Origin of the sequence: Streptomyces monomycini (assembly GCF_022271435.1) — a bacterium.
GTDB lineage: Bacteria > Actinomycetota > Actinomycetes > Streptomycetales > Streptomycetaceae > Streptomyces > Streptomyces monomycini.
Genome location: NZ_JAFIQY010000002.1, coordinates 414,409 through 430,082 on the forward strand (window position 1 = coordinate 414,409; position 15,674 = coordinate 430,082).

General features: G+C 69.9%; 12 protein-coding genes and 1 tRNA gene. 6 read left to right on the forward strand and 7 right to left on the reverse strand.

Going from position 1 to position 15,674, the window contains the following annotated elements:
* Positions 1 to 132: 132 nt before the first annotated feature.
* The 5 genes from thrC to JXZ78_RS04450 all read right to left on the reverse strand — a co-directional run bounded on the left by thrC (position 133) and on the right by JXZ78_RS04450 (position 5,990).
* The gene (gene thrC / locus JXZ78_RS04430; RefSeq protein WP_030017741.1) at positions 133 to 1,209 is read right to left on the reverse strand and encodes a threonine synthase; all 1,077 of its coding nucleotides are present in this window, start codon (positions 1,207 to 1,209) and stop codon (positions 133 to 135) included.
* A gap of 8 nt (positions 1,210 to 1,217) precedes the next feature.
* On the reverse strand, positions 1,218 to 2,546 hold the full coding sequence (locus tag JXZ78_RS04435; protein WP_030017742.1) for a homoserine dehydrogenase: 1,329 nt from the start codon (positions 2,544 to 2,546) through the stop codon (positions 1,218 to 1,220).
* 186 nt (positions 2,547 to 2,732) lie between these two features.
* Positions 2,733 to 4,124 carry a diaminopimelate decarboxylase gene (gene lysA / locus JXZ78_RS04440; RefSeq protein ID WP_030017743.1) on the reverse strand — a complete coding sequence of 464 codons (1,392 nt, stop codon included), beginning with the start codon at positions 4,122 to 4,124 and terminating at the stop codon, positions 2,733 to 2,735.
* A 180-nt stretch (positions 4,125 to 4,304) separates the two neighbouring features.
* Complete coding sequence (gene nrtL / locus JXZ78_RS04445; protein ID WP_030017744.1) at positions 4,305 to 5,429, reverse strand: ArgS-related anticodon-binding protein NrtL; 1,125 nt, start codon at positions 5,427 to 5,429, stop codon at positions 4,305 to 4,307.
* Between the two features lie 96 nt (positions 5,430 to 5,525).
* On the reverse strand, positions 5,526 to 5,990 hold the full coding sequence (locus JXZ78_RS04450) for a response regulator (protein ID WP_078623954.1): 465 nt from the start codon (positions 5,988 to 5,990) through the stop codon (positions 5,526 to 5,528).
* Positions 5,991 to 6,181: 191 nt separating this feature from the next.
* Here JXZ78_RS04450 and JXZ78_RS04455 point away from each other — a divergent pair.
* A tRNA-Arg gene (locus tag JXZ78_RS04455) sits at positions 6,182 to 6,253 on the forward strand.
* A 272-nt stretch (positions 6,254 to 6,525) separates the two neighbouring features.
* Positions 6,526 to 6,768, forward strand: a complete 243-nt coding sequence (locus tag JXZ78_RS40635) for a hypothetical protein (RefSeq protein ID WP_157851454.1) — start codon at positions 6,526 to 6,528, stop codon at positions 6,766 to 6,768.
* 710 nt (positions 6,769 to 7,478) lie between these two features.
* Here JXZ78_RS40635 and JXZ78_RS04465 read toward each other — a convergent pair.
* Positions 7,479 to 8,510, reverse strand: coding sequence for a CBS domain-containing anti-phage protein (locus JXZ78_RS04465; RefSeq protein WP_157851455.1), 1,032 nt, complete (start codon positions 8,508 to 8,510; stop codon positions 7,479 to 7,481).
* The gene (locus JXZ78_RS04470) at positions 8,494 to 10,308 is read right to left on the reverse strand and encodes a GmrSD restriction endonuclease domain-containing protein (protein WP_050502039.1); all 1,815 of its coding nucleotides are present in this window, start codon (positions 10,306 to 10,308) and stop codon (positions 8,494 to 8,496) included. Before JXZ78_RS04470 ends, JXZ78_RS04465 begins: the two co-directional genes overlap by 17 nt.
* Before the next feature lie 533 nt (positions 10,309 to 10,841).
* On the opposite strand from JXZ78_RS04470, the gene JXZ78_RS04475 reads away from it, so the two are divergent.
* The 4 genes from JXZ78_RS04475 to JXZ78_RS04490 all read left to right on the forward strand — a co-directional run bounded on the left by JXZ78_RS04475 (position 10,842) and on the right by JXZ78_RS04490 (position 15,671).
* Positions 10,842 to 11,504: a response regulator gene (locus tag JXZ78_RS04475; RefSeq protein WP_030017749.1), complete on the forward strand. Its 663-nt coding sequence runs from the start codon at positions 10,842 to 10,844 to the stop codon at positions 11,502 to 11,504.
* A 52-nt stretch (positions 11,505 to 11,556) separates the two neighbouring features.
* Entirely contained in the window at positions 11,557 to 12,753 is a 1,197-nt protein-coding gene (locus JXZ78_RS40125) for a sensor histidine kinase (protein WP_279634481.1), read from the forward strand.
* Between the two features lie 315 nt (positions 12,754 to 13,068).
* Positions 13,069 to 13,998, forward strand: coding sequence for an ABC transporter ATP-binding protein (locus JXZ78_RS04485; RefSeq protein ID WP_050502042.1), 930 nt, complete (start codon positions 13,069 to 13,071; stop codon positions 13,996 to 13,998).
* Entirely contained in the window at positions 13,995 to 15,671 is a 1,677-nt protein-coding gene (locus JXZ78_RS04490) for an ABC transporter permease (protein ID WP_033037060.1), read from the forward strand. The genes JXZ78_RS04485 and JXZ78_RS04490 overlap by 4 nt, the downstream gene beginning before the upstream one ends.
* Positions 15,672 to 15,674 lie beyond the last annotated feature (3 nt).

Consider the following 15,674-nt stretch of genomic DNA (forward strand, 5'->3'; position numbering starts at 1 on the left):
GGGTTTGCTCCGTCCGAGGTTACGGGGTTCCTGCGGGCTCCGTAACCCCTTTTCGCGCGGTGTCGCACGTTCGGGGCGTGCTCCCGGCCGCGGGGAACCGCGGCCGGGTGCGTCGCATCCTCCGGGGACGTACTACGCCAGGCCGAGGCGCTCGGCCGCGGCGTCCGCGTCGACCGGGACGGTGACCGGCTGCGGGGCGCCCGCGACGGCCCAGTCGGGGTCCTTCAGGCCGTTGCCGGTGACCGTGCAGACGATGCGCTGGCCCGGGTCGACCTTGCCCTCGTCGGCCGCCTTGAGCAGACCGGCCACCGAGGCGGCCGAGGCGGGCTCCACGAAGACACCCTCCTGGGAGGCCAGCAGCCGGTAGGCGGCCAGGATCTGACGGTCGGTCACCTCGTCGATGGCGCCGCCGGACTCGTCCCGGGCGCGCTCGGCGAACTGCCAGGAGGCGGGGTTGCCGATCCGGATGGCCGTCGCGATCGTGTGCGGATCCTTGACGACTTCGCCACGTACGATCGGCGCGCTGCCGGACGCCTGGAAGCCCCACATGCGCGGGGTGCGCGCGGCGATGCCGTCGGCGGCGTACTCCTGGTACCCCTTCCAGTACGCGGTGATGTTGCCCGCGTTGCCGACCGGCAGCACGTGGATGTCCGGCGCGTCGCCCAGCATGTCGACGATCTCGAAGGCGGCGGTCTTCTGGCCCTCGATCCGTACCGGGTTGACGGAGTTCACAAGTGCGACGGGGTACCGCTCGGAGAGGCCCCGGGCCAGCGTCAGGCAGTCGTCGAAATTCCCGTCGACCTGGAGGATCTTGGCGCCGTGCACCAGCGCCTGGCCCATCTTGCCGAGCGCGATCTTGCCCTGCGGGACGAGGACGGCGCACACCATCCCGGCCCGTACGGCGTACGCGGCGGCCGAGGCGGAGGTGTTGCCGGTGGAGGCGCAGATGACCGCCTTGGCGCCCTCCTCCTTGGCCCGGGTGATGGCCATCGTCATCCCGCGGTCCTTGAAGGACCCGGTGGGGTTGGCGCCCTCTACCTTGAGATGCACCTCACAGCCCGTGCGCTCGGAGAGCACCTGGGCGGGCACCAGCGGCGTACCGCCCTCACGGAGCGTGACGACCTCGGTCGACGGCGCGACCGGCAGCCGGTCCCGGTACTCCTCGATGATTCCGCGCCACTGACGGCTCGCGGTGGAAATGGCAGACATGGGTTCCTCTACTCCCCTTCGACCCGCATGATGCTGGCGACGCCCCGGACGGTGTCCAGGTCGCGCAGCGCGCCGACGGTCGACGACAGGGCGGCGTCGGCCGCCCGGTGCGTGACGACGACGAGGGACGCCTCGCCCCCGTTGTCGGTCTCGACGGAGCGGGCGGCACCCCCGTCCTTGCTCTGCTGGCGGACCGTGTCGATGGACACACCGTGCTCGGCGAAGACCGTGGCGACCTGGGCCAGGACACCGGGCTTGTCGGCCACGTCCAGGCTGATGTGGTAGCGGGTGACCACGTCGCCCATGGGGCCGACCGGCAGCTGCGTGTACGCGGACTCGCCCGGCCCGGTGGTCCCGGCCAGCTTGTTGCGGCAGACCGCCACCAGGTCGCCGAGGACCGCGGAGGCGGTCGGCGAGCCGCCTGCGCCGGGGCCGTAGAACATCAGCTGGCCGGCGGCCTCGGACTCGACGAACACCGCGTTGTAGGCCTCGCGCACGGAGGCCAGCGGGTGGGTCAGCGGAATCATCGCCGGGTGCACGCGCGCGGTGACCGAAGCGCCGTCGGCGGCCCGCTCGCAGATCGCGAGCAGCTTGACCGTGCAGCCCATCCGCTTGGCGGAGGCGATGTCGGAGGCGGTGACCTCGGTCAGCCCCTCGCGGTGCACGTCGTCGATGGTCACCCGGGTGTGGAAGGCGATTCCGGCCAGGATGGCGGCCTTGGCGGCCGCGTCGAAGCCCTCGACGTCCGCCGTCGGGTCGGCCTCCGCGTACCCGAGGGCCGTGGCCTCGTCCAGCGCCTCGGAGTACCCCGCCCCCGTGCTGTCCATCTTGTCCAGGATGAAGTTCGTCGTCCCGTTGACGATGCCCAGCACCCGGTTGACCTTGTCGCCGGCCATCGACTCGCGCAGCGGCCGGACCAGCGGGATCGCGCCGGCCACGGCGGCCTCGTAGTACAGGTCGGCGCCGTTGGCCTCGGCGGCGGCGTGCAGCGCGGCACCGTCCGCCGCGACGAGCGCCTTGTTGGCCGACACCACGCTGGCGCCGTGCTCGAACGCGGTGGTGATCAGCGTACGGGCGGGCTCGATGCCTCCGATGACCTCGACGACCACGTCGATGTCATCCCGTTTGACCAGCTCTTTCGCGTCCGTGGTGATCAGCTCGGCGGGAATGCCCGCGCGCACCCGGTCCGGGCGGCGCACCGCGATACCGGCCAGCTCGACCGGCGCGCCGATGCGGGCCGTGAGGTCGTCGGCGTGCGTCGTCATGATGCGCGCCACCTCTGAGCCGACCACTCCACAGCCCAGCAGCGCCACCTTCAGCGGACGCGTACGCATCATTCGACCTCTTTCGCTTTCCCTGCTCGGTCTGCACCAGTCTCACGCACCGGACCGGGAATTCCGGCCCCGGTCCGGATGGCGAGACATCTGTTCCACCATTGTCGGTCACCCGGCGGGTGTGCCGGTCACCGGGCGGGGTGGGGCGGGGTCGCCGTTCGGCCGACGGGGCCCCGCGCCCGCCGTATCTCATCCCACGTCGAGCCGGAGCAGGTCCTCCTCGGTCTCCCGCCGGACGATGACCCGTCCCGCGCCGTCCCGCACCGCGACCACCGGCGGACGCAGCGCGTGGTTGTAGTTGCTGGCCATCGACCGGCAGTACGCACCGGTCGCGGGCACGGCCAGCAGGTCGCCGGGGGCCACGTCGGCGGGCAGGAACGCGTCCCGTACGACGATGTCGCCGCTCTCGCAGTGCTTGCCGACCACCCGCGAGAGCATCGGCGGCGCGTCCGAGGCACGCGAGGCCAGCGCCACGCTGTACTCGGCGTCGTACAGGGCCGTACGGATGTTGTCCGACATGCCGCCGTCGACGGAGACGTAGGTACGCAGCCCGTCCAGCTCCTTGACCGTGCCCACCTCGTACAGGGTAAAGGCGGTCGGCCCGACGATGGCGCGACCCGGCTCCACGGACAGGCGCGGCACGCCGAGCCCGGCCGCCGCGCACTCGCGCGTCACGATGTCGCCCAGGGCCTTGGCGATCTCGTGCGGCTCGCGCGGGTCGTCGTCCGAGGTGTACGCGATGCCGAGCCCGCCGCCCAGGTCGATCTCCGGCAGCTCGACGCCGTGCTCGTCCCGTACCTCGGTGAGCAGCTGCACCACGCGTCGCGCGGACACCTCGAAACCGGCCATGTCGAAGATCTGCGACCCGATGTGCGAGTGGATGCCGGTCAGCTCCAGGCCGTCCAGCTTCAGCACCCGCCGGACGGCCTCCGCGGCCTGCCCGCCGGCCAGCGCGATCCCGAACTTCTGGTCCTCGTGCGCGGTGGCGATGAACTCGTGCGTATGGGCCTCCACGCCCACCGTCACCCGGATCTGCACCCGCTGCCGCTTGCCCAGCCGGTCCGCGACGTGCGCCACCCGCACGATCTCCTGGAACGAATCCAGCACGATCCGCCCGACCCCGGCCTCCACGGCCCGGGTGATCTCCTCGATGCTCTTGTTGTTCCCGTGCAGCGCGATCCGCTCGGCCGGCATACCCGCAGCGAGCGCCGTGGCCAGCTCGCCACCGCTGCACACGTCCAGGTTCATCCCCTCTTCCGCCAGCCACTTCACCACGGCCCGCGACAGGAACGCCTTCCCGGCGTAAAAGACGTCCGCACCCTCACCGAACGCCTCCTTCCAGGCCCGGCACCGGCCCCGGAAGTCGTCCTCGTCCAGGAAGTACGCGGGCGTCCCGAACTCCTCGGCGAGCGCGGTCACGTCCATCCCGCCCACGGTGACCACCCCGTCGGCGGAGCGCTCGACCGTACGGGACCACACCCGCGGATCGAGGCTGTTCAGGTCGGTGGGCGGAGCGGTGTAGTGCCCCTCGGGCAGCACGTCACCGTGACGGGGTCCTGCGGGGTGTGCGGAGCGGCTCATGGCGTGGAGGTTCCCCTCGGGTACTTGGGTACGTGGGTACTCGGGTACGAGTTCGGCGTCACCGGGCGTACGGCGCCGCCGGACGGATCACGGACGTTCGGGCGATCGTGGACGGCCGAGGCGGCCGGGGCGGTCGTGGACGGCCGGGGCGGTCGTGGACGGTCTCGGCCGACCGCTTCGTCACAGTCGTTCGGGCGTGGAGATGCCGAGCAGGTGCAGGCCGTGGGCGAGCACCGTTCCGGCGGCTTCGGCGAGGGCCAGCCGGGCACGGTGCACGGCCGAGGGTTTCTCCTCGCCGACGGGCAGCGGCGGACATACCTCATGACATCGCAGCCAGGCGTCGGCGGTCACTTCCAGATGCCGCGCGACCCGATCGGGCGCCCGGTGCCGCGCGGCGGCCTCGACGACGCCGGAGTACTCGGCCATCGCCGCCCAGACTTCCCGCACCTCCCGGACTTCCCACCCGCCACCCTCATCGGCCCCGACGTCCCCCGGCTCGGCCGCGAACCCCAACTCCCGCGCATTACGCGTCATCGCACACGTACGCGCATACGCGTACTGCACCCAAAACCGCCCATTGCTCTCCCGCTGCACCGGCCTCGCGGGCAGCCGCACAGCATCGTGCTGCGCGGTCCGCAGCAGCACCCAGCGGGCTTCGTCGGGGCCCAGGCGGGCGGTGAGGGCGCGCCATTCGTGGGGGGTGGAGGCCAGGGGGCCGGAGGCGGCACCCTCCGCACTCACCGCAGTCCCCGCGTACGAGAAGCCCTCCTCATACGAAACCTTCACCGGCCGGGGGCACATCACCTCACCCCGCAACTCCCCCGCCTCTCCTGCCTCCCCCGCTCCTTCCGCTCCCCCCGCGGACAAAATCCGCCCCAAAGCCTCAACCACCACCGCGGCCCGCACACCCGGCGCGGCCCGCAGAACCACCGTCGTCCCCCCGACCCCGGCCCCCGGTGTCGGCAACGCCCCCCGCTCCCGCACGCTCCACACGAACTCGGCGCGGGCGGGCCCGGTCAACGTCACATTCAAGAATCCGGCCCCGGCGATCTCCACTCCCGCAACCCCGGGCACCCCCGCCAACCGCCGCCGCAGCACCTCCGCCACCTCACGCGGCGGCCGCCCGGCCTCCTTGGCGATCCGCAGCGCGACATTGCAGGCGAGATCGGTCTCGCCGCCCCCGCCTTCCCCCGGCATGGGCGCACGCACGACAACCCGCTCCGGAACCGTCACGGAGAGTTCCCCGTCCGCCACGGCACCATGTACGGCACACAGGGTGGCGCGGGAGAGCTCAGCGGGGGTCACACCCCCAGCGTATGGGAGAAACGGTCCCCCACCGCCACCACGTTTCACCCACCGGACACCCCGGCGGCCCCGTACCCTCCGTCACCGCCCGGCCCCTCAGCCGGCCGGCCGGACCACCGACTCCGCATCCCCACCGGCGTCGGCCTCGGCACCCCCTTCTCCCTCCGTCTCCTCCGGCTCCTCCCCACCGCGACTCATCAGCCGCCGCACCGTACGCACGAGATCCATGGGCTCGAACGGCTTCGCCAGGAACGCGTCCACCCCGGCCGCCTGCCCGCTCTCCACCTCCGTCTGCGTACACGCGGAGACGACGGCGAGCGGAATCCCCCGCGTCCGCGGATCGGCCCGCAGCCGCGCCGCCGTCTGCAGCCCGTCGAGCCGGGGCATCACCACATCGAGCGTCACCACGTCCGGAGCGACCCGATGCACGATGTCCAGGCACTCGGCACCATCAGCCGCGGTCACGACCTCGAAGCCCTCCAGCTCGAGATTGACCCTGATCAACTGCCGGATGACCTTGTTGTCGTCGACCACAAGGACCCGGCCGGACAAGCCAGGCACACCTTGAGACTAGGCGCGCGCCTCCGGCTGCGTCCGGGTTTTCCCCACTTCCGCCCCCGTGCGAGGGACCTTTCCCCGACCACCCCCACCCCCACTCCCCCATGCGCTACGCCGCCCTCCCCCGACCCGTTCATGAACACCCCGTCAGAGCTGGTAGTGTTCTACCCGTCGCCGCAAGCAGCGGCCGACACGCCCCCGTAGCTCAGGGGATAGAGCAACGGCCTCCGGAGCCGTGTGCGCAGGTTCGAATCCTGCCGGGGGCACTTCGGTGCCAGGCCCTGACCAGCAGAAATGCCGGTCAGGGCCTTTCTTGTGCATGCCAAAACGCACACAGCCGCTTGGCCAACTCAGGACACTGTGCTGCATCCGTCCGGGCCCCACGTCGCCAAGAGCTCGGAAGCCGGCGCCGCCCAGTTCTCCGCAGCCTCGATCAGGTCGACGGCCTTCATCGAGCTCTCTGCCGCAGAAGCTGGTCACCGATGCCCTGGGGAACCCACAGGGCGGGAGTACCCAGGAACCAGTCCACGGCGACCTGATGCAGACCCTCATCTTCGATCGCCGCCACCCAGCCGACCTGGCGCAGCCGCTCTCGCACCGCGTCGACCCAAGCGCCGTCGTCAAGTATTCACCGGCCACGCCGAAGGCGTCCAGCACCGCTCCGCACAAACCGGGCCTCTCTACCCTCGTGAACCGAAACATCTCCAGTGACACCCTGCGCACGCCTATCGCTCCTCCCCGCTGCCTCGACGGCAACCGGATTTCCACCGTAAAACCGTAAAGGGAGGCACCGACGTGCAGGGACGAGTCACCGTCAACGAGAGCCCTATGAATCTTGTCGCTTTCTGCGGGACGACTGCTCGGCACCCGAATTCCGTTTCTTCCGTGGTCGCGTGGAAGAGTCGACCGGAGAGTTCCTCTCAGCGGTGAGTGGCCTTACGGCGTGCGGCTCGCGCGCCTCGATTCCCTCGCCCCCGGGGATGGGGTCGGTCTGTAGTGGGTGGGGCGGGGGCGGAACGACGGGCGGTGTCCTGGACCGGCAGGACGTTCCGACGTTGCAACTCGGCGCTGCTGACCAGCGGTGCCATGAGGACGCGGCCGAGCAGCTCGTTCTGAGCCGTCTGCAACTCGACCAGATGCCACCGGACGGCCAGCACGTACTGGAGTTCTTCGCTCCAGGCGGGGCGCCACCGGTCGGGCCGGATGTGGTCCAGTTGACTGACGGCTCTGCGAGACGGCGGTCCCGTTCTGCGTTTCACCCAGCCGTCGAGAACGTTCTGTCCGCCGAACCTGGTAATCCCGCATTTTTCGAGGCACGGACCCGAAAAAACCCTGGCCGAAGTGGAGTGTGCGAGTCTTTGCGGTCTCGGCAGGCGCAAAGCACGGGGAGGTCACTGTGATGGCGGCGAGGCCCTCGCCCGTCTCACCACCAGGCCACTGATCGCCTACGACCACTGAGCCACATCGGAACTACTCGTCCAACTCTGGGGTTCAGCCCCTGTTGGTCGCCCCGTAGTCAGGGTCGTACTGGCGCAGCATGGCGACGAAGCTGTCCAGCAGGACGAGTTGTTCGGCCCTGAGTGACGGTGCGTTGAAGTGCATGACCGTATTGCGGACGTCCTTCACGCGGTTGAGTAGTCCGAGGAAGTGGTCCTGGTCGACGAGGGGCCACCCGAGTTTGTCCCAGCGCCCCTCGTCTTTTAGGAGGCGGATGTACTCGCCGAACATCATCTCGTCGACCGAGTTCTTCTTCTTGTGCACCTTCTGGATGTCGGACTCGTCGTAGACACGTCCCAGGCAGCGCCGCAGTCGGCGTTCGATCTCGCCCAAGGTGAAGAAGGGGCGGGCCACGGTGCCGAACTCGCCGGCGAGGTCGGCGGAGGTGACGATGCCGCACACCTGGCCGTCTGCGGCCCGGACGAGAACGAACTCGTGCGCGCGGATCGCCGGCAGTACCGGCAGCAGATGGGCCGAGGCGTTGACGATCTCGTATTCCGTGGTGATCGCGTTGGCCAGACATGTCGTACGTCCGGTCGCGTGCATGTGCACGATCGACGCCCAGGTGACGACCCCGTGCAGGGTTCCCGACGTGTCGATCACGGGAAGCTGTGAGTATCCGTGCTCCGCCATTCTGCCCATCGCTGCGGAAAGCGGCTCATCGGGTGTGATCGCCGCGACTCTGTGGGCACAGGGCAGGTCGTGCACGCGCATCGCCGCCTGCGGGAACACGCCGACGGCTTCCTCGGAGTCATCGGCCGGGTCCTGCTCGGTGGCGTCATCGCCGTCATCGGTGTCGGCGGCCGCGTCTCGGTCGCGGGCGATGGGGACGATCGTGACCTCGTCGTCCAACGCGCCGACCGCGAAGTCAGGCACGGTGTCCAGGCCGGCGTTCGTCAGGTCGAGCCGGACCTGTGGTACGGACGCGTGGTCACGGATCCGGTAGTCCCACAACGACAACAGGCGCCGGATTGATAGGGCACTACCTTCCAGTCCCTTGACGGTGGCCTCATCCGGCGTGGGCAACGCTCGCCCCCTCGCGCACCGCGGCCTTGCCCATCTCCCGTTCCACGAGCTCCAGGAGCTTGGCCGTCCGGTGCCGGTAAAAGGCGTCGAAGTCGTCCGCGCGCAACGCCTTGGCGTCGATGAGGTGCGTTCCGATGATGTCGTCGAACCAGTCACCCGGACTGCCGGTATGCCGTTCGAAAGCGGTCAGGTACGCCGACGGCGCGCCGGCCCCCATCTCCTGCATCGCCCGGTAGGACAGCGGTGTCTTGTTGACAATGCTGCTCATCCGGGTGCCGTCCACGCCGTTCCGCTCGAACCAGGCCTTCGGGAAGACCTGCCGGATGTCCACGTACTGCCCGATCAGGAACTGCTCGTTGATCGGCTCCCCGTGGAAGTACCAGTCGATCGCACCCTCCTTGAGGAGAAGGGCATGGACCCCCTTGTACGCGGCGCTGTTGCGTGAGGTGAGCCGGTGCAGGCGCTGTTCCTGGAACGTCGCTTCGGTGACGGTGTCGGGCTCCGCGCCGCCGTCCTTGATCCAGCCGACCACCTGCTCGACATCCCGAACGAACCGGGTGTCCGTGACCCCTCCGTAGAGCTCACCGAGGACACCGCACCAATACCAGCGGGCAAGTTTCTCCTGCACCGCCGGCTCCTGCAGCGTTTCGCCGAGAAGGACGGCAATGGCCGCCAGGGGCACCACCTGCGACCCGTACGGCAGGTCACGCTCGCGGAAGACATGCTGCGTGGCCAGGAAGCGGCCCACCCAGGACAGCGCCTCGGCCGTCTTCGGAGCGATCTGCGTGTAGTCGGCCAACGGGAGGTGCAGCAGGTCCCGGCGCTTGCAGCTCACTGCCGGGGCGTTCGTCGCTCCGGGGTGCTCCGCCAGGAAGGCCTGTTTGCGCACGTACGTGCGTACCAGCGCGATGGCCTGGAGGAAGTCCAGGCTCGTGAGCCCGGTCTCCTGGCCGTTGTCCTTGTCCAGGGTGCCGAACACCTGATGGGCGGCGCACAGTTCACCCTTGATGGCCTGCCAGTCCTTGATGAGGCTGAAGTCCTGGCCGCCGTGGTCCGCCGAGTACTGCGTGTCCCCCGCGTAGGTCGCCGTGAGCAGCTCGAAGACGTTGAGGACGACGCCGCCGGTGTTCACCCGCTCGAACACCGAGCACACCGCCTCCTTGCGGGTTTCCTTCGGGAGGCGGATCAAGGGCACCTTGAAGCCCTTGACCGTGTCGATGACCCGGGCCTGGAACGCCGACCACAGGTCCCAGCGGTCGTCGCCACCGCTCACGTAGGCCCTTTGCCACTTCCCGGTCAACTCCGGTTCGAAGATCAGGTTCAGGGGGAACAGGCCGCTCGCGCACTCCTTCTCGCGCGTCGAGAGGTCCTGGCTCGTGCGGCCGTGGGCTCCGCGCACCACCCGGTCCTCGGGTGCGGACACGATCGCCTCGTCGCGATCCGCCGCCTCGTCCACGGCCTTGGCGATGTCGACGTAGTACCAGCGCCTGAGCGGCTTGTTGCGCGCACCCGTCGTCTCCACCGGGCGGTCCGACCGGAGCGCCTGGAACAAGGACGTCAGCCGCTGCTGACCGTCGAGCAGCAGTTGCTCCGGGACCACGCGCGGCTGCACATCGGTGCCGTGCAGCGGCCGGGCCTTGAACTGGGCGTCGCCGCCCGTCTCCAGCGTCATCGCGACGCCCAGCGGGTAGTCGAGCGTCACGGTCGCCAGCAGGGCGCGGATCCGGTCGTCGTCCCACTTCCACTGTCGCTGGAAGTCGGGGAGCTGGATCCTGCCAGCCGCCACGTCGTCCAGCATCCTGCCCAAACTGGGCCCGTCCAGAGCCACTTCAAACCCCCACCGACACAGATGCTCCCCACGTCACAGGATCGACATGCTACTGGCCACCGGGGGTGGCATGACCGAATTCGACCAAGCTTGCAGGGAAACCGCGCCGTGGGCCGGCCCACGAGGCCACAGTGACGGCGGACGGCCGGCTGGAGATCGAGGACGGCCGCGCGTTCTCCAAGCCGTCGCCCGCCCTCAAGGTACAGACGGGTCGACATCAACGGCTACGGCTAGTACGTCGTCAAGAAGAACCCCGAGGTCCGGCTCCAGGACCTTCGCGAGCAGTTGCGGAGCGGGGTCTGACGGCGACGCATCTCAGCGTCATCGGGAACCGGGAGCTTCTGGCCCGGGTGCTGGACAACCAGCGGATGATCTTCCCCGCCAGGCGCCCCTCCGGCACTACCAGAGGCCTGGAGCGTTCGGACGCGAGCGCTTGAGACGGCGCTCCGTCGTCGGTGGTCTCCGGATGGGGGCCGTCGTCCCGTCCGGCAGGATGTCCACCCATGACCATACGCGTGCTGATTGCCGACGATCAGGAGATGGTCCGTCGTGGGATGCGGCGGATTGTGGAGAGCCAGGCGGACATGGAGGTGGTCGGGGAGGCGGGGGACGGGGTTGAGGCGGTGGAGATGGCGCGGAGCCTGGGGCCGGATGTGGTGTTGGTAGACATCCGGATGCCGCGGATGGATGGGTTGGAGGTGACACGGCTGCTGGCTGGGGGCGAGTCGGGGTGGCGGACAAGGGTGGTCGTGGTGACGACCTTTGATCTGGACGAGTATGTGTATCCGGCGTTGCGTTACGGGGCTTCGGGGTTCTTGTTGAAGCGGGCGGGGCCGGCGTTGTTGGTGGAGGCGGTGCGGGCGGCGGTGTCGGGGGACAGTCTGATCAGTCCGGAGGTCACGGTGCGGTTGCTTCGGCATGTTCAGGGGGCCGACACGAAGCGGAAGAGAGGGAGTTCGCCGTTGACCGGGCGGGAGGTGGAGGTGGCTGCGTTGGTGGGTGAGGGGAAGACCAATGCTGATGTCGCCGCTGAGTTGTTCATTTCGGCTGGGACGGTCAAGACGCATGTGGCGGCGATTCAGCGGAAGTTCGGGGTGCGTAATCGGGTCGGGGTGGCGGTGCGGGCGTGGGAGCTGGGGTATGTGGAGGGCCGCGGCGGGAGGTGATGCGTAGGGAGGCGCGTTGGCGGCTTCGGGTCGTGTGCGTAGCCTCGGGCGGGTGAAAGGTGATGTGCGGCCGACGGGGCGTAAGCGTCTTGGTTGGTGCGCGGTGTTCGTGGTGGCGGTGTTGCTTCCTGCGATGGGGGCCTCGGCCGGCGCGCTTCCCCTGGCGCTCTGTGCGGCGGTGGCCGTGGCGGCCGCGATGCTGGGGTGGCCGGCGGGACGGGTCTCCCTCACCCAGGCGTCAGGCTTCGCGGCGGGGCTGTCGCTGGTGTTGGACTTCGCGTATTCCGGTGATCCGAAGCTGGTGGGGTTCTGGCTGCCCTTGGAGTGGGTGGCGCTGCTGGTTCTGCTGTACCGGGTGGTGCGGTGGGAGTCCGCGTCTCGGGTCGGCTGGGTGGGCGGGCTGGTGGGTTCCGCGACGGTCTGCCTGCTGTTGCGCGTCACGTTGCCCATGCCGGGGCAGGGCTGGCGCGAGTCGGCCTTCGGGGTGTTTCTGGGGTTCTTCCCTGCCGCGTGCGTGACCGGGGTCGGTCTCTATCTCAGGTCGCTGGACGGGCGGCGGGCCCGTGCGGTCACCGAGGCGCTGCGGGATCAGCGGCTGGAGGTCGCGCGGGATCTGCACGACTTCGTCGCGCACGAGGTGACGGGCATGGTGCTGGAGACTCAGGCGGCTCAGTTGGACGAGGGCGCGCCGGCGGAGACTCGTGAGCTGTTCGCGCGTATTGAGGGGGCGGGGCTGCGGGCGCTGGATTCGATGGATCAGACGGTGCGGGCGCTGCGTCAGGTGGAGGGGAAGGGGCGGGTGGGGCGGGTGGAGCGGGTGGAGCGGGTGGAAACGCCGCCCACCCGGGTGTACGGATTGGCTGATCTGGGGGAGTTGGTGGAGCGTTTCTCCGCGATGACGCGTGCGGAGACGCGGTGGGTGACGGATGACGGGCTGGTGGGGGTGTTGTCGCGGGAGGCTGGGGACTCTGCGTACCGCGTGGTTCTGGAGGCGCTGACCAACGTACGGCGACATGCTCCGCGTGCCGCTCGGGTCGTGGTGGAGGTCCGCCGTACCGCCGACGGCTCGGTCGAGGTGACGGTCGCCGATGACGGGGGTGGGGTGCCGGGGGGCACCCGGGACGGTGGTGGCACGGGGCTCGCCGAGTTGGCGGAGCGGGTCGACGCGCTGGGCGGGGTGCTCCAGGCTGGGCCGCGCGGCGGGGGATGGCGGGTCGGCTGCGTGCTTCCGGCCGTGAAGGGGCGGTAGGCGCGGTAGGGGCGCTCCGGCCGGTCGCGGATATCTGCCGTTTGGCAGATGTGCCGGCTGCTCACCTGCCGGGAGACTCCGTTCCAGTTACGGAACGTGGTTCTTCGGAGGGGTGGAGCAGATGGCCGACGGTGTGGTGGCTGAGTGGAGCGGTTGCCGGGTGGCGGTCGGCAGTGAGCATCTGGCGTGGGTGCTGAAGGGGGGCGTGCTGGACGGCGGTGCCGGGTGCAGTGGCTTCGCGATCTGTGACGCGAGGTTCAGGGCTGGGGTGCCCAAGGGTCTCACCGGGCTGCGGGGCGGGAGCTGATCATGTCCGTGCTTCAGCTTTGCGGGGTCAGCAAGGTGTACAAGGGCGGCAAGCGCGCTGTCGATGAAATGACTCTGCATTTGGGTCCGGGGATGTTGGGGCTGCTGGGGCCCAACGGTGCCGGTAAGTCCTCGCTGATGCGGATCGCCGCCACCGTCACCCGTCCTACCAGCGGCCGGGTCGTCTTTCAGGGTGAGGATGTGGTGGCCAAGCCGAATGTGCTGCGCAAAGCACTCGGATATCTGCCGCAGGATTTCGGTGTCTATCCCCATCTCACTGCGCGGGAATTCCTGCGGTACCTGGCCGCGGCGAAGGGGATTTCGTGCCGGTCGGCCACAGCCCGGATCGACGAGCTGCTGGAGCTGGTCAATTTGACCGAGGCGGTCAAGCGGCCGTTGGGCGCGTACTCCGGCGGGATGCTGCGCCGGGTGGGCATCGCGCAGGTGCTGGTCGGTGATCCGCAGGTGATCGTCGTGGACGAGCCGACGGCCGGGCTGGATCCGGAGGAGCGGGTGCGGTTCCGCAATCTGCTCAGCGATCTCGGGGCGGAAAAGGTGGTGCTGTTCTCCACCCACATCGTGTCCGACGTGGAGTCGGTGGCATCCGACATCGCGGTGGTGGCGGGCGGACGGTTGCTGCGCCGCGGCACACCGGAGGCGCTGCTGGGTGAGGTGGACGGGCTGGTGTGGGAGGCGGTGGTCGACCCCGCCGCCGTACCCGAAGTGCGGGCGCGGTACGCCGTCAGCCGTCTGGTGCGGACGAAGGACGGGGTGCGGGTCCGGTTGCTGGCCCCGTGCCGGCCGTACGAGGGGGCTGTGCGGGTGCTTCCTGATCTTGAGGACGCGTATCTCCACGTCGTCAACGGGGCGGTCGGGTACGGGGGTTCCGACCGCTCCACGCCGGGGCCCGCCGCCGTCGCGGGCGGTGTGGCCCGATGACGCGGGTGCTCCGCGGTCTGGCGGTCGCCGACTTCAAGGACCGGGTACGGCGGCCCGCTTACGTGGTGACACTGGCCGCGGCCGTGGCCCTGGGGTTCTTGGCGGTGCCGGACTCGGGCTCCCGGTGGGTCATCATGCAGCTCGGTGACCACCGCGGCGTCTACAACAGCGCGTACGTCGGTACGGCGACCGCGCTCGCCTGCGGCCTGTGGGTCTCGCTCGGCGGTTTCTACGTCGTCCGGGACTCCATCGGGCGGGACCGCCGCACCGGGGTGGGGCAGCTGCTCGCCGCGACCCCGATGCGGACGTGGGCCTACCTGGCGGGGAAGTTTCTGAGCAATCTCCTGGTGCTCGCCTCGATGGTGGGCGTGCTCGCCGCCACCGCGTTGGTGACGCAGCTCGTGCGCGGCGAGGACATGAGGGTGGATTTCTTCGCGCTCTGGCAGCCGTTTCTGTTGCTCGCGGTGCCGCTGGTGGCGTTGCCCGCCGCCTTCGCCCTGTTCTTCGAGGCGCTGCCGCTGCTGCGCGGCGGGCTGGGCAACGTCCTGTGGTTCTGCGTCTGGGTGGTGCTGGCCATGGGTGGCCAGGGCCCCGGTCTGCCGTTGGGCGGCATCGGCGTGAACGGCGTCGCGAAGTCGATGTACGAGGACTTGCTCGCGCAGAAGATCACGGTGGACGGCGCGTTCAGTCTGGGCCTGACCTACCTGGACGAGCCGTTGCAGGTGTTCAACTGGCACGGTTTCACACCGGACGCCGGCTACGTCCTGGCCCGGACGGCGTTCCTCGGCATCGCGGTGGTCGTCGCGCTGCTGCCCGCCCTGTGGTTCCGCCGCTTCGACCCGGCCCACGGCAAGCGGCCGGCCGGGCCCTCCCAAGGGGAAGCATCGGCCGGGCCCTCCCAGCGGGAAGCACCGGCCGGCCCGTTCCCCTCCGGTTTCGTGGACGAGGCCCCTTACGGCGACGAGGCGACGCGGTCCGCCGCCGGCGGGCGGGGTTCCGTCCTGGCCCTGCTGAGGACACCGCCGGAACAGGGGCGCGTGCTGCTGCGGCTGTGGGCCGGTGAGCTGCGCATCCTGCTTCAGGGCGTGTCGAAATGGTGGTGGTGGGGCGCCGGGCTCTGGGTGTTTCTCGGTGTCTGCTCGCCGGTGCCGGGCGCGACGCGGCTGATGCTGCCGGTGGCCTGGCTCTGGCCGGTGCTGATCTGGTCGCGGCTGGGCACCCAGCGATACGAGCACGGTGTCGACGGCATCCTCGGCGCCTACCCGTCGACGCACCGCAGGGTGGTCGCGGAGTGGGCGGCGGGCGTCGCACTGACCGCGGTGGCGGGCCTGGGTCCGCTGGCCCGGCTGGTCGTCGCCGGTGATGCCGCGGGGGTCGCCTGCTGGGCCGCCGGGGCACTGTTCGTACCGTCGCTGGCGCTGGCCCTGGGCACTCTGAGCCGTACCCACCGTCTCTTCCAGGCCGTCTACCTCCCCCTCTGGTACACGGTCGCCAACGGTCTGCCGGTCTTCGACTTCATGGGCGCCATCCGGATCGAAGGGCAGCCGGCGGGGCTGCCCCCGGCGGTGGTGCTGGCGGTGTCGGCGGTGCTGGGCGCGGTGGTCTTCCTGACCGGGGCGGTGCGGCGGATCGGCACCGGGTCGATGCGGCGGCTCGGCACCCGAGCGAACTGAAAG